The 19,570-nt window shown below is 38.2% G+C and carries 18 protein-coding genes; 1 reads left to right on the forward strand and 17 read right to left on the reverse strand.

Annotated elements, in window-relative coordinates; translation table 11 throughout:
- Nucleotides 1–136 precede the first annotated feature (136 nt).
- The 9 genes from ABZC96_RS00940 to leuS form a co-directional block, all read right to left on the reverse strand.
- The gene (locus tag ABZC96_RS00940) at nucleotides 137–553 is read right to left on the reverse strand and encodes a hypothetical protein (protein ID WP_373028418.1); all 417 of its coding nucleotides are present in this window, start codon (nucleotides 551–553) and stop codon (nucleotides 137–139) included.
- A gap of 5 nt (nucleotides 554–558) precedes the next feature.
- Nucleotides 559–1,386, reverse strand: coding sequence for a DUF58 domain-containing protein (locus ABZC96_RS00945; protein WP_373028420.1), 828 nt, complete (start codon nucleotides 1,384–1,386; stop codon nucleotides 559–561).
- Nucleotides 1,387–1,397: 11 nt separating this feature from the next.
- Nucleotides 1,398–2,345: an AAA family ATPase gene (locus tag ABZC96_RS00950; RefSeq protein WP_373028421.1), complete on the reverse strand. Its 948-nt coding sequence runs from the start codon at nucleotides 2,343–2,345 to the stop codon at nucleotides 1,398–1,400.
- A 97-nt stretch (nucleotides 2,346–2,442) separates the two neighbouring features.
- On the reverse strand, nucleotides 2,443–3,150 hold the full coding sequence (locus tag ABZC96_RS00955; RefSeq protein WP_373028423.1) for a response regulator: 708 nt from the start codon (nucleotides 3,148–3,150) through the stop codon (nucleotides 2,443–2,445).
- Entirely contained in the window at nucleotides 3,150–4,310 is a 1,161-nt protein-coding gene (locus ABZC96_RS00960; RefSeq protein WP_373028425.1) for a sensor histidine kinase, read from the reverse strand. The genes ABZC96_RS00955 and ABZC96_RS00960 overlap by 1 nt, the downstream gene beginning before the upstream one ends.
- Before the next feature lie 66 nt (nucleotides 4,311–4,376).
- Nucleotides 4,377–7,349: a transcription-repair coupling factor gene (gene mfd, locus ABZC96_RS00965; protein WP_373028426.1), complete on the reverse strand. Its 2,973-nt coding sequence runs from the start codon at nucleotides 7,347–7,349 to the stop codon at nucleotides 4,377–4,379.
- Nucleotides 7,336–8,502, reverse strand: a complete 1,167-nt coding sequence (locus ABZC96_RS00970) for a folylpolyglutamate synthase/dihydrofolate synthase family protein (RefSeq protein ID WP_373028427.1) — start codon at nucleotides 8,500–8,502, stop codon at nucleotides 7,336–7,338. The genes mfd and ABZC96_RS00970 overlap by 14 nt, the downstream gene beginning before the upstream one ends.
- Nucleotides 8,499–9,014: an LPS assembly lipoprotein LptE gene (lptE, locus tag ABZC96_RS00975; protein ID WP_373028429.1), complete on the reverse strand. Its 516-nt coding sequence runs from the start codon at nucleotides 9,012–9,014 to the stop codon at nucleotides 8,499–8,501. The genes ABZC96_RS00970 and lptE overlap by 4 nt, the downstream gene beginning before the upstream one ends.
- Nucleotides 9,015–9,036: 22 nt before the next feature.
- Nucleotides 9,037–11,478, reverse strand: a complete 2,442-nt coding sequence (gene leuS, locus ABZC96_RS00980) for a leucine--tRNA ligase (protein WP_373028431.1) — start codon at nucleotides 11,476–11,478, stop codon at nucleotides 9,037–9,039.
- A gap of 250 nt (nucleotides 11,479–11,728) precedes the next feature.
- Here leuS and ABZC96_RS00985 point away from each other — a divergent pair, with 250 nt between their 5' ends.
- Nucleotides 11,729–13,552, forward strand: a complete 1,824-nt coding sequence (locus ABZC96_RS00985) for a DNA polymerase III subunit gamma/tau (protein ID WP_373028433.1) — start codon at nucleotides 11,729–11,731, stop codon at nucleotides 13,550–13,552.
- Between the two features lie 19 nt (nucleotides 13,553–13,571).
- Here the strand turns inward: ABZC96_RS00985 and ABZC96_RS00990 are convergent, their stop codons facing one another.
- The 8 genes from ABZC96_RS00990 to metK all read right to left on the reverse strand — a co-directional run bounded on the left by ABZC96_RS00990 (nucleotide 13,572) and on the right by metK (nucleotide 19,459).
- A complete protein-coding gene (locus tag ABZC96_RS00990; RefSeq protein ID WP_373028435.1) occupies nucleotides 13,572–14,384 on the reverse strand; it encodes a YmdB family metallophosphoesterase in 813 nt (270 codons plus the stop codon).
- A gap of 149 nt (nucleotides 14,385–14,533) precedes the next feature.
- Complete coding sequence (locus tag ABZC96_RS00995; protein ID WP_373028437.1) at nucleotides 14,534–15,550, reverse strand: beta-ketoacyl-ACP synthase III; 1,017 nt, start codon at nucleotides 15,548–15,550, stop codon at nucleotides 14,534–14,536.
- 132 nt (nucleotides 15,551–15,682) lie between these two features.
- On the reverse strand, nucleotides 15,683–16,672 hold the full coding sequence (gene plsX, locus ABZC96_RS01000) for a phosphate acyltransferase PlsX (RefSeq protein WP_373028455.1): 990 nt from the start codon (nucleotides 16,670–16,672) through the stop codon (nucleotides 15,683–15,685).
- Nucleotides 16,673–16,677: 5 nt separating this feature from the next.
- Nucleotides 16,678–16,839, reverse strand: a complete 162-nt coding sequence (gene rpmF, locus ABZC96_RS01005) for a 50S ribosomal protein L32 (protein WP_012083812.1) — start codon at nucleotides 16,837–16,839, stop codon at nucleotides 16,678–16,680.
- 25 nt (nucleotides 16,840–16,864) lie between these two features.
- Nucleotides 16,865–17,239 carry a DUF177 domain-containing protein gene (locus ABZC96_RS01010; protein ID WP_373028439.1) on the reverse strand — a complete coding sequence of 125 codons (375 nt, stop codon included), beginning with the start codon at nucleotides 17,237–17,239 and terminating at the stop codon, nucleotides 16,865–16,867.
- 10 nt (nucleotides 17,240–17,249) lie between these two features.
- Entirely contained in the window at nucleotides 17,250–17,663 is a 414-nt protein-coding gene (ndk, locus tag ABZC96_RS01015; protein WP_373028440.1) for a nucleoside-diphosphate kinase, read from the reverse strand.
- A 153-nt stretch (nucleotides 17,664–17,816) separates the two neighbouring features.
- Nucleotides 17,817–18,179, reverse strand: a complete 363-nt coding sequence (locus tag ABZC96_RS01020; RefSeq protein WP_373028441.1) for a 4Fe-4S dicluster domain-containing protein — start codon at nucleotides 18,177–18,179, stop codon at nucleotides 17,817–17,819.
- A gap of 122 nt (nucleotides 18,180–18,301) precedes the next feature.
- On the reverse strand, nucleotides 18,302–19,459 hold the full coding sequence (metK, locus tag ABZC96_RS01025) for a methionine adenosyltransferase (protein WP_373028442.1): 1,158 nt from the start codon (nucleotides 19,457–19,459) through the stop codon (nucleotides 18,302–18,304).
- Nucleotides 19,460–19,570 lie beyond the last annotated feature (111 nt).

Raw genomic sequence — 19,570 nt, forward strand, 5'->3', positions numbered from 1 at the left:
TAGTGATGATTTACCTGCACTCTTGACCATAAGCGTTTTGACATGGGGAAAAAAGATAGCACGGCTTCTCTCTTTACACCAAATACTACATAGTATAAAAAGGAAGATGACCCCTAAAAGATATGGATACTCAAAATTAAACTGACTCATCAGCTACCTGCACATAGAGGTTGAATTTATTTTTCGTATCTTGATCTATTTCTTCTACTTCTTTTTTATATTTATACTGTTCAAGCATAAGCTCGAGTTGAGAAAAAAGTTCTTTTCTTCTCTCATCTGTGGCTAAAAGTCTTGCATAGTGTGTGGCTTCATAAGCAGATTTTTTTGTATCTTTCCAGTCTATCTTTTTGATGGATTCAAGGTAGCCTTTGGCAAGATTTACTTTTCTATTATCCCACAGTTTTTTCGCTATAAAAAATAGAATAACCACTCCCAAGAAAATGGAAAAACCAATTAACCCCCAATAGATATAATAGGAACTGTCCGGTATCTCAAGTAATGGTTTGATGTCTCTAAGTTGTTCACTGATATTTGCTGTTTGATTTGTATCCATTACTATTACCTCATTCTTGTCATTAGCTTAAGTGCGGGTTCTTCATGTGTATAGATCTTAGTAAACCGTACACCCTGTTTTTTAAATTGTTTGTAGAGTCTCTCATCATTATCATGCAAAGCTTTTTTGTAGTTCTTAAGAGTTGCACTGTCTACATCACCTTCAAAACTCTGTTTTGTTTCCATATCGATCAATCTAAGATAACCTAGTTCTGATGGATCTTCTTCAAACTTGTCACGTACCATCACCGCAAATACATCATGTTTTTTACTCAAGAGTTTCAAGTCTATATCCCCGACGAAATCAGACACGATAAAAAGTAAAGACTTCTTTTTCAAACGGTTATGCAGTGTTTCTACCAAGGCAGAAAAATCACCCTCTTTTCCTATTGGATCAAATTCAACCACATCTTCCACTGCTTTATGTACAGAAAAAAGTTTTTTACTTGCTTTATTTACGTCATACAGTTTATCTGCAAAAATCATATGCGAGAAGAGATCAGCATTTTTTACAGCTGAAAAACCAAGTGTTGCCACTACTTCTGCCATAATATCTGACTTTTGTTTCACTGTTCCAAAATAAACAGATCCACCAAGCATAGAAACCACAACAACATTAAGCTCTCGTTCTTCCTTGTAGATCTTTACAAAAGGTTTGCCTAGCTTTGCTGTGGTCTTCCAATCTATCTTACGTACATCGTCACCATAGACATACTCACGAAGTTCTGCAAATTCAAATCCTTCACCTTGGAAGAGTGAGGCATTGTTTCCAAGCATATCTCCATAGACTTGCTTTTTGGTTTTAAGGATAATTTTCTTTGCAGCTTTATTCAAAACATATACCTCTACGGAATTGGAACAGCAGCTAAAATCTTTTCTATAATCTCATCTTGTGTCACATCCTCTGCTTGTGCTTCATAAGAAAGGATGATACGGTGGCGAAGGATCTCTTTGGCAATATAGGCTATCTCAATAGGTGAAACATAATCCTGCCCTTTCAAGTATGCGATCGCACGTGCTGCTTTATACATATCTATACTCGCACGAGGACTCGCTCCAAACTCTATATAGGATTCAAGCTCTTCAAGACCATACGCTTTAGGATCACGTGTAGCCGCTACAAGTTCTATGATATACGCTTCTATCTCTTCATCCATATGCACTTGAAGCGCTTCTTCTCTGATCTTATTGAGATCATCAATGGTTGCTACTTGCTGAATCTCTCCAAAACTATTATTTGCAGCTCGTCTTGCAATCTCTAACTCTTCTTCTTTTGTGTTATATCCGACAACTACTTTCATCATAAACCTGTCAAGCTGTGCTTCAGGGAGTTCATAAGCACCCTCTTGCTCAACAGGATTTTGTGTCGCCATAACCAAGAAAGGAAGGTCTATCTTGAATGTTTCATCACCAATGGTTACTTGTCTCTCCTGCATAACTTCAAGCAGAGCAGACTGTACTTTTGCTGGAGCACGGTTGATCTCATCTGCCAGTAAAAGATTCGTAAATACAGGACCTTGTTTAATTTTAAATGTATTATTAGAAGGATCATAGATCTCTGTACCTATGATATCTGAAGGAAGTAGATCAGGGGTAAATTGTACACGTTTGAAGTCTAAACCAAGTGTCTTGGCCAAAGCATTGACAGCAGTTGTTTTTGCAAGTCCCGGAACTCCCTCTAGCAGGATGTGTCCACGACAAAGTAAACCTGCTAAAAGTCCTTCAACCATCTTATCTTGTCCTACAAGTACTTTAGAAATTTCTGTTTTGATATTTTCTATGATTTGACTCAATTGACTCTCCTACATTTTTATGTGAAAAGTATACTTTTGTGAGGTTAATTGAAGGTTAATAATTTAACAATCTTTGAAATCAGCAATAAAATTCAATTTATTGTAAACTTTGTAGCGAATATCCAACTTTACTATGAGAGATAATAGGTAAATCAGGAAGTAGTTTTCGTACAGAATAGACTAAAGTACGCAGAGTAGAATCTGCTACAGTATCATCATTCCAAAGATATGAAATAAGTGTATCATATCCAACAGTATGATTGATATTTTTACTTAGGATCTCTATAAGCTGATCCTGCTTTTTATTCAATTTTATTGCTTGACCATCATAATACAATACAGATACATTTTGCGAGTATGTATAGTATTTATTGATAACGATATCTGTAGGTTCCTCATTGGTTTTTACTTTACTTACTTCGCTATGTATCAAATATCGTTTATATGCGATCTTTAGAGTCGCAAGTATATCTTTACTTGAAAATGGTTTACTTATAAAACCATATGGTGCAAGTTCCAAGAGTTCTTCCAGTGTTGCATCGTCATTGTGTGCCGTAATGAAAACGATAGGAAAGGTATATGTTTCTAAAATTTTTCTGGCCAACTGTATACCATCCATTGAACCTTTAATGTTTATATCCATCAGGATCATATCACAGTGTATAGTTTTTAATGCTTCAAGTGTATCTGAAGCATTATCAAAACAACCCGATACATTCACTTGGTTATTCATCAGTATATCTTGCAAGTAACGCTGTGTGATCACCTCATCTTCGACTATCACAATATTTTGAGGTAAACCCATTATAGATGCTCCTCTTTATTAAAATAGATCTGTATTTTCGTACCGTTTTGGCCCTCTATATCGATCGTACTATAGGGTAAAGTGACACTTAGATCTTTAATGAGGGTCAATCCCAAAGATTTATATGTTTGTGAAGTATCAAAGCCCTTGCCATCATCTTGAATGGATAATCGATATCGGTCACCTATTTCTTTAAAGGAGATATCAATATTTCCTTCCTCTCCATCAAAAGCATGTTCAATAGCATTGGTCACAGCCTCATTAAAAATGAGGCCAATATTCATGGCTATTCTCATGTCTATAATGATGGGATCGATATCTGTGCGAATATTGTATTCAGTATATGTCTGTAAACTTTGCGCTATCTCTTCCAAATACTCCTGGATATCTACTTCTTCATAACTGTGATTGGTGTAAAGATTTTTATGCATAAGACTCATCGCTTTTAACCTGTCTACATGTGTTTCAAACATTTTTTTGTACTTAGGATCATCGATCTTAAAAGATTGACTTTCAAGTAAACTCATTACCACCTGCATATTATTTTTTGTGCGATGATGCACCTCTTTGAAAAGTATTTTATTCTCTTCAAGTGCAATGTTTAGCCTCTCTTCATAAGAACTCCGTTCACTCTCAATGATATAAAGCATATACGAAACGACCAAATACCCTAAAACAATTTGCGAAAGCAGTTCCCATTCATAGACAAACTGAACCCCTGTCACATAAGAGACCAGAGGGATAAAGAGTAAAACAATAAACATGTTCGTACTCCACCTGATACCCTTCTCCACCCCTAAAAAAAAGAAAACAAATATAGGTAAAGCAGCCAACCAGAAGAGTGAAAGTTCAGGATCCTGATCTGGAACGATCAACGACATAGAAAGCAAAAAAGTAAGTGCCCCGAGTATCATATAGGAAGTATGATTGATATTGACATAGTGGGGAAATACCAAATAGGCTACCATCAAGATGAAAATGATGAACAGCTCAATAGACAACATCACATAATAGCCTTGAACCAAGTTTTCGTATGCATATAAAAGCATCACAAAAGCACCGATCAAAATAAACAAATTGACCATAGTTGCTCTTAGTCTATCACGGCTTTTTGGAGTGAAATATTTACCTTTTAATATTTCTGATTCGAAAAAGTTCATTCATTCACCCTTCATAAACTATATTTCCAAGTATATTACGAGCAAGATTAGTACATGCTGATAAAACTACCCTTTCAAATAACCCATCGCCGTAACGATGATATCATCATCATCTTTACTACGTGATTTCAGTACCACTCTCTCTTTACCCTCATCTATAAATTCTATAAAGACATTTTCACCATACGAAGAGACCTTAGAAATGCCCTTTTCTCTTGCCAGTACCTTCATGACGATCACATCGATAAACTGTCTGGTAATCACATCGAGTTTTCCAAACCTATCTGCTATCTCTGCTTCTATCTCGTAAACCTCACCCGTACTTTCACATAAAGAGAGACGTCGATAAAGTTCTAGGCGCAACCTGTCTTCTTCTATGAGTTCTTCATTCAAGTATGCATTAACTGAAAGCTTCATGTCAATGTTTTGTGCCACTTCTTTGTCTTGCCCAGAAAGTTCTTTGATTGCATCTTCAAGCATACGCAAGTAGAGAGAATACCCTATCTGTTTGATATGTCCGGACTGTGCTTCACCAATGATGTTCCCTCCACCGCGTATCTCTAAATCATGAAATGCCAATACAGCGCCGCTTCCTAAGTCTGAGTGTGACTCAAGTGCAAGTAGACGGCGTTTTGCATTCTCTGTCAAACGCTCCTTATCTGTCACCATGAAGTAGCAGTATCCCTCTTTCACTCCACGTCCCACACGTCCACGAAGCTGATGTAAATCTGCTATACCAAAACTGTCTGCACCATCTACTATCATGGTATTGGCATGAGGCATATGGATACCTGACTCTACAATGGATGTGGAGAGCAATACATCATACTCTCCATCTTCAAAAAGCATCATCTCATCTTCGGTCTCTTTGGCTGAGATCTTGGAGTGAAGCACAGCGATACGAAGTTTAGGAAGTATCTGAAGCAATTGTTTTTTCTTCTCTTCTATTCCTGCTATAGAGTTAAAGACATAAAATATCTGTCCACCTCTACGCATCTCACGGAGAATAGCCTCTTTGATCACTTTATCATCATAACTCTTCACAAAAGTACGCACCCCTTGACGCTCTGTAGGAGGGGTTAGAATTTCAGAAAAAGACTTAACTTCAGACATGGCAAGGTTCAGACTTCTAGGAATCGGTGTTGCTGACATACTGAGAAGATGCACATCAATGGATATTTCTTTAAGCGCTTCTTTTTGCTTGACACCAAACTTATGCTCTTCATCGATGATAACAAGCGCCAGGTTTTTAAACTTGGCCTTTAGTAAGGCATGTGTCCCTACAACCACATCTATAGTTCCCTCTTGCAATCCTTTCAGTGTTGCATTTTTCTCTTTTGTCGTGGAAAACCTGTCAAGTTTAGCTACTTTAATATCGTGTCCGTAAAATCGTTCTTTGAGACTTTTGTAATGCTGGGAACTTAGCAATGTTGTAGGGGCTATCATCATAGCCTGGTAACCGTTTTTAACTGCAACAAACATCCCATTCATGGCCACTTCTGTTTTACCGAACCCCACATCTGCAGAAAGCAGTCTGTCCATCATCCTCCCGGAACTCATGTCCTCCAACATATCATTGATGGCACGTTCCTGATCTTCCGTATGTACAAACCCTGCTTCTGACATAAAAATGGCATGTTCTTCCATATCTATTTTCAGCTTGATGCCTTTTTTCAAATGACGTTGTGCTGAAAGATTAATGATCTGTGAAGCAATGGCAAAAAGCTTCTCTTTAACTTTGGCTTTTAACTTTTTAAAGCTTGCCTTACCCAGTCTATCAAGTATAGGTAATGCCCCGCCTTCTGCTACATAACGGTCTATGACTTCAAGATTCGAGACAGGTATGAGCAAAGAGTCTTCATTTTGATAATACATCACCACAAATTCACTGGTTGCGCCCAATACATCCCGTTTTTCTATCCCTTTGAAAATACCTACCCCATAATTCTCATGGACTACATAATCACCGGGTTTCAGTTCGTCCAGTATGATGCTGGCCTTCTTAACCTTTTTACGTTTTATGGGTTTATTGAGTGAAAGTATAAGTCTGTCTGCACCTAACAGATTAACAATACCTTCCTGATAGACAAACTCTATGTTTTCAAACGAGTCCAGTTGGGAACCACGTATGATACTCTCATTTTTAGCAATGATGGTGATCTTTTTGTCTTTATGGGATTCGAGTAATTTATTTGGAGTCACTGCTTCCAGATCACGGTACTTGTTCCCTTCTGGAATGGCTGGTAACAAAAATGACTTTCTAGGAACAAGAGCTTCACCCAACTCATACACTTCTTTCAGTTCGTCATCCAAATCAGACGCCCACACTCCATCAAAAAGTTCTAATGCACTCTCTCCTAGATCATCCAGGTGCCATAGCCCAAGTGAATCTATATCTTTCACAAAGGTGTCATAAGTACTTTGTTCTGTTCTGTTTTTAAGTGCTTCGTGTTGGGTTTTAGTGAGTGCTAAGAATGCCGGTGTAAATGTCAAAGACTCCAACTCATCACTTAGACGCTTCTGCGTTCCCTCATCATAATACTGAATCGTCTCTACCTCTTCATCAAACAAAGAGATACGGTAAGGTTTATCTGCATCTATAGGATAAAAATCTATGATATCTCCACGGAAAGAGACTTCTCCACGACTGGCTGCAATGTCCGTAAAATGGTACCCCCAATGATACAAAGTATCTTTGAGTTCATGTAAATCTAATGTGTCACCAAATTCTATGGACCGAGTATCAAACAGTTCTGCTTTTGGAAAAGGGATAAGCAAAGTTCTTAGTGGTGAGATAAGAATCTTTTTCTTTGTGCTTTTATAGAAAGAAGCTAACTGTATAAACAATAACTGTACATCTTCACCATAGGCACGCAAGTCTTCCCCAACACTTACACGAAGGTCTGGAAGGACAAAGGTATCAAAGCCAAGAAGGACTGCTACATCTCGTATCTGTATAGCTTCTTTGTCATCTTTACAAATAAGCAGTTTTTCTTCTTTTAACTCTTCTAAGTATTCGTAAATATTACTTTGGTACATTGATCTTCTTTTTCATCTTATTTAAAAACTCTTCTACGACATAAAATGAACCAAATACCAGGTAGTGTTCATTTTCGTCTATCTTACTTTCAAAATAGCCATACGCAATACCTACTTTTTCCAGTGCCTTTTCTATCTCACTGAAAGTCGTAGCCCTTTGTGAATTAATAGGGATAATCTCCACACGTTTTACCTTAGGTTTAAGTGTTTGTAATACGGTTTCATAATCTTTATCATCTAGACTGTTATAGATAAGCACTACCTTGTTGTCTAATGCTTTTACTATGGCTTTTGCAGCCAAAGGATTATGCCCAACATCAATGCGTATATTTTCAGTCAATGGGTAGAAACGTCCAAAGAGTTCCAATGAGCGCAAATCATTTACATCATAAGAGATATCTAAAATCTCTAAGGCTTGCAGTGCTACACAAGCATTATCTATCAGGTAATCTCCCCAGGATCTTTCCTCTGCGATCACTTCTAATTCTGTCATCCTATGACTTGGACATAGAGAAAGATATAATTTTGCACCTTTCTCATCCGCTATTTGTTTAGCGATTTTACCTACCTCATCATACGCTTGAGGAGCCAATAATAACGCTTTTTGTATACTGCGTATCTTTGTGCCAGCTATCTCTTCAATGCTTTCACCTAAAAAAGCCTGATGGTCTATGCCTATGGGTGTAATAACAGAAAGTACTTTGTCACATACATTCGTTGCATCAAATTCTCCACCCAGTCCTGCTTCCAAAACCATAAAATCACAATTTTCAAAAACTACAAGAGATAAAAGGGTCGTATACTCGAAGTAACTCAACTTTTCACTCATCTCTGGCCCCAGAATAGTAAAAAGTTTCTGATGTGCCTCTTCAAGTATTTCATCCGAACTGTCCCTGCCATTGAACCAAATACGTTCATTGAACTTTAAAATATGAGGAGAAGAGAAGTGACCTACATTAAGACCGCTTTGATGTGCCAAATGTGCAATCATACGTCCCGTGGAACCTTTTCCATTCGTTCCTACGATATGGACTGTTCTAGGTTGCCTGATATGAGGTTTCAACAGGCCATAAGCAATATGTACACGTTCATGGTCTATCTCTTTATAGTAAAGAGGTTTATCTTCAAGAAATCTGTCAAAAGGCTGCATCATTTAGCTTCTTTTAGCATCCCTTTAGCACTCACATATGCCAAGAATTCATCCAACGCTTTTCCTAATCCTATACGTATAGCTTCCGTTCTAAGGACAGAAGAATCAAGGGAACTCTCTTGTATATCTGATTCAACGATACTCGAAATCGTTTTACTGACCTTGCCTTCTTTGTTCACCATATCAAACTTCACTTTGACATTTGCACGGTAGCGCGTGACATAACCATCTCTATACGCAAGTGGTGTAAAAGTACTTCCAGCATAGGAAAGACGGATCTGACTCTGGGCCTGTTCTTTTGTTACAACACGTCCTTTAAAACGTGTGTATACCAAACGATTCATCTCATCCTTGAGAAAAGGTGCATTTTCAGGCTCTACTCTATCGACTATCACTTCCACATACACAGTATCGTTAAAAACATTTTGAATCATATGAGAGGAAGGTTTGTATCCACAAGCACTTACAAGTAACACCATACTAACCGTCATCCAAAATTTCACAATAGTATTCATACTTTCCTCTCTTATTCTCATTTTAGCTTGATTTTACAGCCAAGTTTACCAATTTATTTGGCACTACGATCTCTTTGACGATACTCATACCCTCAAGCCATTTTTCTCCAGCTTCTTTTGCAGCAGCCAAAATTTCATCTTGTGTAGCAGTAGGGCTCATCTCTATTTCAGTACGCTTCTTACCACCTATCATTACTACATACAAAACACTCTCTTGAACAAAAACTTCTTCTTTCACTTCAAGTACAGCTTGTAAATTCTTACGTGCAAACAATGCTTCACTGAGCTCCGTCGTCACATGAGGAATAATAGGTTCAAGAAGGTTAAGCATAATATACATACCCTCAGTCCATACATCCCCATCATCTTGTTTGTCCAATGCATTCAGGGCTTCCATACATGCTGCAATGAGTGTATTAAAAGCAAATGTCTTTTCATACACATCAGATGACTTTTGTAACGCTTCATAGACTTTTACACGTGCAAGTTTAGACTCTTTACTTAAAGACCCTTGATCGATCTGTGGCAAAGTATTTTGCGTAACTTTCTCTTTTCTGTCGTAGAGTTTTTTGATAAATCTAAATGCACCCTCTACGGCTGAATCATTCCACTCAAGTTCCTTAGCCGGCGGTGCAGCAAAAAGAGTAAATAGTCTAGCCGTATCTGCACCATACTTTTCAACAAGTGCATCCGGGTCCACAGTATTTCCCTTAGACTTACTCATTTTGGCACCGTCCATAAGCACCATACCCTGCGTCAATAAGTTCTCAAAAGGTTCATTGATGTCATGATAACCAAGATCACGAAGTACTTTCGTAAAGAAACGTGCATACAACAAGTGTAAAATAGCATGCTCGATTCCACCGATATACTGGTCTACACCCAACCAATAATTGGCTTCCTCTTTGTCAATACCGACTTCATTCCACTTCTTAGGATTGGTCGCGTAACGGAACTGATACCAGCTTGACTGAACAAAGGTATCCAGTGTATCTGTCTCACGAACAGCATCTTCACCGCACTTAGGACAACTACAGTTTTTCCATGTAGGATGGTTTTCAAGCGGGTTTCCTTCACCTGTAATCTCTACATCTTCAGGTAGAGCAATAGGAAGATTTTCTATCTTTTCAGGCACAAGACCACAATGCTTACAATGCACAAAAGGTATAGGTGCACCCCAGTAGCGCTGACGGCTGACACCCCAGTTTCTGAGTTTGAAGTTCGTTGTGCCTTTACCAAATCCTGCCTCTTCAAACATAGCAATGATCTTAGCCTTGGCTTCGTAATTACCTAACCCTGTAAACGCTGCTGAATCAACAAGCTTTCCTTCAAGTGTGTAAGGAAGCTCTTCCCCACCACTAATGACTCTTTTGACAGGAAGTTCATATTTGCTCGCAAATTCAAAATCTCTCTCATCATGTGCAGGCACGGCCATAACTGCACCACCACCATAAGAAGCCAATACAAAATTCGCTGTCCATACCGGTATCTCTTCACCCGTAAGAGGATGGATCACAGAAATACCAAGAGGGTATCCCTCTTTATCTGCCTGTGCTCTTTCACGTTCTGTCATATTGGCTATATGTGTGATCTTTTGAGCTACCTCTTCATCAAGCAGGCTATTCTCTACCAAGTATTTCGTGATAGGATGTTCCGCTGCAAGTGCAGAGTATGTTACGCCATAGATCGTATCAGGGCGTGTGGTAAATACTGTGTATTTATCAAAGTTTCCACCAAGTTTCTCTTTACTCGCCTCACTTAGTTCAAACTCAAACTCAAGTCCTTGAGATTTACCTATCCAGTTACTTTGCATTGTAAGTACTTGTGATGGCCATTTACCTTCAAGCTCTTTTAAGTCCCCAAGCAGATCGTCTGCATACTTGATAATATCCAGATAGTATCCAGGCATCTCTTTGAGCTGTACTTCATTGTCACAACGCCAGCAACACCCCTCTTCTACCTGCTCATTTGCTAGTACCGTATGACAATCTTCACACCAGTTGACCGTCGTAGACTCACGGTAAAGTAGTTTCTCTTCAAACATTTTGATGATAAACTCTTGCTCCCACTTCGTATAGAGTTCATCACAGGTAGCAAATTCACGTGTTTTAGAAAATGAAAGTCCAAGTGTATTGAGCTCTTTTCTCATATAATCAATGTTCGAATAGGTCCAGTCTTTAGGATGACGTCCGTGTTTAATGGCAGCATTCTCAGCAGGCATACCAAATGCATCCCAACCTATAGGATGAAGTACATTAAAGTCTTGTTTTCTGTAGTAACGGGCAAAGGCATCACCTATGGCGTAGTTACGCACATGTCCCATGTGTAAACGACCGGAAGGAAAAGGAAACATACTTAAAATGTATTTTTTCTTTCTCGTTAAAGCATCATCTGGCTCAAAAGCCTGCTCTTCGTCCCATTTATTTTGCCATTTGGCTTCAATCTCACTTGGATTGTAACTCATTATTCATTATCCTTCTTCTTCTGCATGAACAAAGTCCATGCAGAATTCATCTCACTAAAGCTTCATCTTTGATGAGATATTGTTGTGTTATTTATATGGAAGGGATTATATCTAATATGGGGTTAGAGATGAATTGATAGATCATTCATCCCTTTATTCTAGCATTTAACATTCACTTTTATTTAGGAAAATTATACCAATCAAAAGTAAAAATCCACTACAATAATAAGAATAAAAATAAGGAGTTTGTTTGTCTTTAGCCTTAGCAAGAAAATACCGTCCTGCCACCTTTGAGGACCTCATAGGACAAGAGTCAGTGTCACAAACACTCTCACTTGCGCTTGAGGGAGATAGACTCTCTCATGCCTACCTTTTTTCAGGACTTAGAGGAAGCGGTAAAACCTCTACCGCACGTATTTTTGCTAAAGCTTTACTCTGTGAAAAAGGTGCTACTTCTCATCCTTGCGGTACCTGTGCACATTGTGTCATGGCAAGCGAAAGCAGCCATATGGACATCATCGAGATGGATGCTGCTTCCAACCGTGGTATCGATGATATCAAAGATCTCATTGAGCACACCAAATATAAACCAAGCTCTGCACGCTATAAAATATTCATCATCGATGAAGTACATATGCTTACCAATCAGGCTTTTAATGCTCTGCTCAAAACACTTGAAGAACCGCCTGATTTCGTGAAGTTCATCCTGGCAACAACTGACCCGCTAAAGCTGCCTGCTACCATCCTTTCACGTACACAGCATTTTAGATTTAAGAAAATCCCTCAAAACCTTGTGCTTAAACACCTGGAGCACATCTTGGATCTTGAAAATATAGAGTATGAAAGAGATGCTTTGGACATCATTGCGCGTTCTGGTGCCGGAAGTTTGAGAGATTCTCTGACCTTGATGGATCAAGCTATTGTTTACTCCAAAAACTTTGTAGATGTGAACACTGTGACAGGGATGCTTGGCATCATTGAGCCAAGTCATTTAGAAGCATTACTCTCGGATATTCTAGCGAAAAACACAACAAAAGTTTTAGCCTTTATTAAAATGGCTGCAGACTATGAAGCTGAGATGATACTTGATGAACTGACACTCTATCTCAAAGACTTACTTCTGGGTGGTAAAGGAAAGTTCAGTCCTATGATCATAGAGCGTTTCTTCAGGGTTATCGCCGAATCTAAAAACTTACTCTCTCTTGGTAGTGATAGTGAGTTTGTACTCTCCTTGGCACTCTTTAAAATGATGGAATCTTTAGAGATAAAAGATATTGATACCATGATACGTGGTCTGGAACAAGAACTCAAAGGTATTGAGGTTTCTGAGATCATGGTGACCACTCCCTCTCCAGACTTCTCTGTATCACCAGAAGTCATCACCATTACCGAAGAGGAGATAGTTGCGACACTTCCTACCGCTGCGGTATATAAATCAGAATCTGTCGTGAAAGAAGAAGTTTCTCATCCGGTCACAGAAACTCAAATCATTGAAAATGATCTTACCCCTCCTATTCAAGAAGAGGCCCATTTTGATGTAAATCCTATCACAGAACCAACAGTGACACAACCCGTCACACCAGCAATTAACCCGCATCAAAAGACATTTGATGCACTGGTAAAAAAACTTTACGATAGAGACTATGACCTAGGTGCTTGTTTTGAACGCAATATCTCATTTGAAAACTTTGAAGATAACAAACTTACATGGGGTTCAATGGCTGAGGGTGCGGATAAAAAAACACTCATTACACATTGGGGACTTATCAATATGTTTGTGAAAGATATTTTTGGTTTTGATACTAAAATTATTAATATGCCTAAAAAAAAAGTTGATGCACCAAGCGTAAAAGAAGAAGAGCCCTTACAAAAAGAGCCTCCTGTACATGAAGATGCAGACTCTGCTTCTATGATCGAAGATATAGAAATGAAAAGTTCCTGTATCGCTCCAGAAGCTGGAGAGACTGAAGCAGCCAAAGAGAAAGACCCTTCTACCTTGCTTGAAGAGCCCATGATAAAAGAAGCTATTGCACTATTTAATCCAAAGAAAGTAAGGATCAAACGCAATACCTAAGGAGAGATTCTCTTTTCCCCTACATATCCATCCATGCCTTGGTAACTATTTTGGGTTTGTCATCATAGATCTTAATTTTCTCAGCTCCTATACAGCGCCCGTCATCATCAAGTTCAAACACAACCATTTGTAAAATTGATTTACATTCATCAGGTACATTAAAATGCCCTCCGATCCCTGTAAGAAAACGTTTTAGAGGTATAGCACTATCCATACCTATCACTCCATCGTAACACCCCGTAAGTCCTATATCTGTTACATAGCAACAACCATCTTTTACTTGTAGATCGTCTGTAGCTACATGTGTATGTGTACCTAGTATCGCTGATACATCATCTTTGAGCATATGTAAAAGAGCTTGCTTTTCGGCGCTTGCTTCAGCATGCATATCGATAATGATATGTTTAAACCCTTGTTCTTTGAGTCTTGCAAGCACTGCTACAATCATAGTAAAAGGATTGTCGACCATAGGCATAGTGTAATGTCCCATGAGATTTAGAATCACTGTATCATGTCCCAAGATAGTGGTTTCAAAAATCCCCTTGCCTGGTGTTTCTTTAGGGTAATTTAGAGGACGTATGAGAGGATAAGTATCAAAAAGAGTGAGTATTTCTTTTTTATCGAAGCTATGGTTACCACCTGTCATCATATCAATACCGTAACCAAGTAATTCTATACAGTTTTTTTCAGTTAGACCAAAACCATGACTTGCATTTTCATAATTTGCTATCATAAAGTCTATAAAATGCTCTTGTCTAAGACGTGTTAAATGACTTTTGATCATCAAACGGCCAGGTTTACCTACGACGTCACCGATAAACCCAATTTTCATATTCTAAGATCCTTAGTCTTGAGTAAAGCCCAAGACCAATTCCTCTCAATTTTGGCTAAAGCCTTATACAGGAAATTACTAAATAATTTCTCGTAAAAGCTTCGTCTTTGACTCAGGTGCATATACTCTTCTCCTTGAGAAAGATGAAATTAAAGTGATTTTCCTGCAAAAGGAAGCAAAGCACTTGCCCAGGTAAGTCCACCACCAAAGGTATCAAGCAGCATAAGTTCACCAGTTTGTAATCTTCCAGACTCCCAAATATCATTGATCGCCATAGGTATTGAAGCGGCTGAAGTATTACCATATTTACCTACAGTCAAGACCACTTGATCTTCTCTCATTTTTAGAGCATCACCTACTGCTTTAATAATACGGTAATTTGCCTGATGAGGGATAAAGTGTGGAATATCATTAGAGTTTATATCATTCTTTGCCAATATCTCTTTAACATCTTTTGTAAGTGTTTTTACTGCAAGCTTAAAGGTTTCATTCCCTTTCATTTGCACAAAATTAAGTCCCGTATCAATCACTTCCTGACTCGCAGGGTGTATAGCCCCAGGTGCTGGTGTTACCAAAAAGTCTGCGTAAGCACCATCTGCACTTGCATGTAGATCAATAAATCCTTCTTCTTTATTCAAAGTGGCAGATATCACTGCAGCTCCTGCTCCATCTCCAAACAATATACAGGTACTTCTATCTGTATAATCTACAATAGAAGAAAACTTTTCTGCACCGACAATGAGTACATTTTTCTTCATACCTGATTCTATAAATGCTTTAGCTATAGAAAGCAGATAGACAAATCCGCTACATGCAGCAGAGATATCAAATGCCTGTACATTCCTAATACCGATCTTGTCTGAAATGATACATGCAGTTGAAGGCATGTTAAAATAATCTGGAGTCACAGTTGCACAAAGTACTAAATCAATGTCGTCTTTTTCTATATCAGATCGCTCTATTGCAAGTTCACAAGCTTTCGCAGCCATGTCACTTGTATATTCATCATCTGCAGCTATATGACGTTCTTTAATACCTGTACGCTTCACAATCCATTCATCTGTAGTATCTACCATCTGCTCAAGATCTGCATTAGACAAAATCTTTTCAGGTACATAAGCACCTATAGATCTAAATGAAGCATATACTGGTTTTGTTTGTGACATGGTTATCCTTAAGCCATAAATTATAACTCTTATTTTACCATAATTTTCTAAGGAGCATTCTAAAATGCAGTGAGAAGTGTGTTGATTATTTAAAGTGATGTCCTATTACCACGGAGTACGCGGTAATAAGAGTTATTTATCGTTTGAGAGTAATTCTTCTATCGTCGTATTTACATCCGATTCGGTATATCTGATGGCTTGGAAAATAGCATTTTTAATTGCTTTTGCATTAGAGCTACCATGACTAACAATTGCACAGCCGTTGATACCCAAAAGTGGTGCTCCACCATATTCTGCATAGTCAACCTGCTTTTTCATATTTCCAAACACTTTTCTTTTCATCATGAGTGCACCGATCTTTGCCGGCAATGATTTACGGATATGCTGTCTCATAAGAGTAAAGATTGTTGACACAACACCTTCACTTGTTTTAAGTAAAATATTTCCTGTAAAACCATCACAGACAACGACATTGACATTACCGTTAAAGATATCTCTACCTTCAACATTTCCAACAAAACCATTTAAGCCTTTAAGCAATTTAAAGGCTGCTTTGGTCAATGTATTACCTTTAGAGTCTTCAGAACCATTGGATAAAAGCCCTACTTTAGGCGAAGAAATACCTAGGATCTGCTGTGCATAGGCTTCACCCATTGCACCAAACTCATAAAGGTTTTGAGGGGTACAGTCCGTCACTGCCCCTACATCAAGGACCAAAGTTTTAGTATCCGTCACACTTGGCATCAATGTAGCAAGTGCCGGTTTAGAAATATGCGGTAAACGTCCTATACGTAATGTAGCAAGTGTCATCGTTGCACCACTGTGACCCGCTGACACTACAGCAGATGCTTCTTTCTCACGTACAAGTTCTACAGCTTTGTAAATAGAGGATTCTTTACGCTTGAGTGCATCAGTTGCCTGGTCGCTCATAGATATGACATCTGAAGCTTCAATAATTTCTACTTTGTCTGAATAATATGGGGGGAGTAAAGAGCGTATCTTTTCTGTATTGCCTACTAATATAGGAAGAAATTTTTTTGTTTCCAGTGCTTGAACTACACCTTCTATGATAGGCTCAGGACCGTAGTCCCCACCCATAGCATCAATCGCGATCTTAATCATCAAGATTACGCTTTAGTAGTTTTGTACTCACCAGTAGTCATATTCATGTGGTGAGGCATTCTCCATGTTCCATCTGCATCTTTAACTGGCATTGGTAATGTCAATTTGTAATGTGTTCTTCTTTTTGCTGCTCTTGTGTGACTCACACGTCTTTTAGGTACTGCCATTTTATGTCCTTTATTACAATTTTATTTAATATTCTACTTCAAAATCTTCATCACCATTGTCACACTTGTCACAATAGTTATAAGCATTTTTAAATGTATTTATTTCGCTCTGTAGTATGTACGAAATATCTATTTCGCCATCTAAAAACTCAATTATATCTAAATCTTCTTTATCTTCAGATACTAAATCGCTCAGTTTAAGTTGTAGTTTCTGATCCAAATCATAGTTAAATGTGTCTCCACATCTATCACAGTCTAATTCAATACTACCGCTCATGTGCGCATCTAAAGTTACTTGATGATAACCACTCTTCTTTAAGGTTCCTTCCAGTTTAACACCCTCTAAACTCAGTTCAATGGGTTTAGAGGTAGAACCTATTTTGTCAAAAACTATTTTCATAGTTTTTTACTTAGTAAATTTCTCTCTGTGCAAAAAAGAAGTTAATTTCAATGTTCGCATTTTCAATAGAGTCAGATCCATGTACTGCATTTGCATCGATACTGTCAGCAAAATCTGCTCTGATCGTACCAGGCTCAGCTTCTGCAGGATTCGTAGCACCCATAAGATCTCTGTTCTTAGCCATTGCATTTTCACCTTCAAGTACTGTTACAACAACAGGTCCTGAGATCATAAAGTCTACAAGGTCTTTAAAGAAAGGTCTTTCAGCATGGATAGCATAAAATGCTTCTGCATCTACACGAGAAAGTCTTGTTTTCTTTGTTGCTGCTATTCTAAGTCCTGCTGCTTCAAATCTTGCAAGAATTTGTCCTACAACGTTTTTAGCTACTGCATCTGGTTTGATGATTGATAATGTTTGTTCCATACTTATATTCCTAAGCGATTATTTTACTTCATTGAGAAGTATTCGGGCGGAATTCTACCTAAAAAAGTATTAAAATAAGTTTAAGTTTTGAAGGGCTTAAAGAAGGGTATAAATGGAGACTACCGAGAGGGAGTCTCCGTAAAGGACTAAAAATTAGTCTTCTACAACATTTTTATGAGCTGCTCTATCTTCTAATGAGATATCATCTCTCATTGGCATTTCAGCATCTGGATCATCCATAACGTAGTTTAGACCATCAATATAGTTTGCACCATTGAAGTAATCTTTGTGATCAGCTGTAAATGGCATATCCCAAGTAATACAACCCTCAGTTGGACATGCCTCAGCACATGCTGGAGAGTCAAAGTGATCTACACACTCAACACATTTGTCAGGATATACATAGTAGTATTCCTCACCCGTTGGATTATCATCCTCATCTACAATTGCTTCTACTGGACATTCGTCAATACAAGCTGCACAGTTTATACAAGTATCACCAATAATTACTGCCATTTTTATTCCTTTATATTAATATAGAAAAACTATAGCTAAAGATGTTTAAAAAATACTTTAAACTCTTTAGATAATTTGTTAAAGTGTAAAAAAAAGTTCAATTCATTACACTATGCTAAAAACTAGATATCTAAATATCTTTTTATATCCTCTATCCTATCTGTCTTTTCCCAACTAAAGCCCTCTTCTTCTCTTCCAAAGTGACCATATGATGCTGTTTTTCTGTATATAGGTTTAAGTAGATCAAGTGCATCTATAATACCTTTAGGTGTAAGGTCAAAAAGAGACTCTACACAGGCTGTGATCTTCGCTTCATCAACTGCTGCTGTACCATGAGTATCTACATAAATAGAAACAGGTTTAGCCACACCGATCGCATAGGCAATTTGCAGTGTCGCTTTATCACACACACCTGCTGCCACAAGGTTTTTCGCTACATATCTTGCAGCGTATGCAGCAGAACGATCTACTTTTGTAGGATCTTTACCAGAGAAAGCTCCTCCACCATGAGGGCAAGAACCACCATAGGTATCTACGATGATCTTTCTACCTGTAAGTCCGGCATCTCCTTGAGGACCGCCGATTACAAAACGTCCCGTAGGGTTAATGTGATACGTAATATCATCAGACATCAACTCACTTGGTATCACTGCTTTAATAACCTCTTCAAGTACCGCTTTTTGTACCTGTTCCAATGTTACTTCGGGATGATGCTGTGTAGAGACTACGATAGTATCTATAGCAACCGGTTTACCATCAACATATTTAACTGAAACCTGTGCTTTTCCATCTGGTCGTAAAAATGGGACAGTTCCATTTTTACGTACTTCTGCAAGTTTTGCTGTGATCTTATGTGCGAGGGAAATAGGCAAAGGCATAAGCTCTTTGGTCTCATTACAAGCATACCCGAACATAAGTCCCTGATCACCTGCACCGATCTCACCACAAGATTTATCAACACCTTGATTGATATCCGGGCTTTGTTCACCTATACCATTGAGTACACCTGCAGATCTATAGTCAAAACCATAACTTGCATCTGTATATCCTATCTCTCTTACAACTTCTCTTGCAATCTCTTGCATCGGTGCATACGATGTTGTTTTTAGTTCTCCTGCAATAACACAAAAACCATTACTCAATAACGTCTCACAAGCCACTCTTGCCTGTGGATCTTTTTCGATGATATAGTCGAGTATAGCATCTGAGATCTGATCAGCCATTTTATCTGGATGACCCTCGGTTACCGATTCACTTGTAAAAATGTATTCGTTAGCCATTTTTTTCCTTTAATTTATTTCTCTTACTTCTGCTCTAAAGAGCGATACCGATAAATGATTTTCGGTGAAGTTCCGCCATTTGGCTCAGAGAATGTTGAAATGTTTGTTCAC

This window comes from Sulfurovum sp., assembly GCF_041551015.1.
GTDB lineage: Bacteria > Campylobacterota > Campylobacteria > Campylobacterales > Sulfurovaceae > Sulfurovum.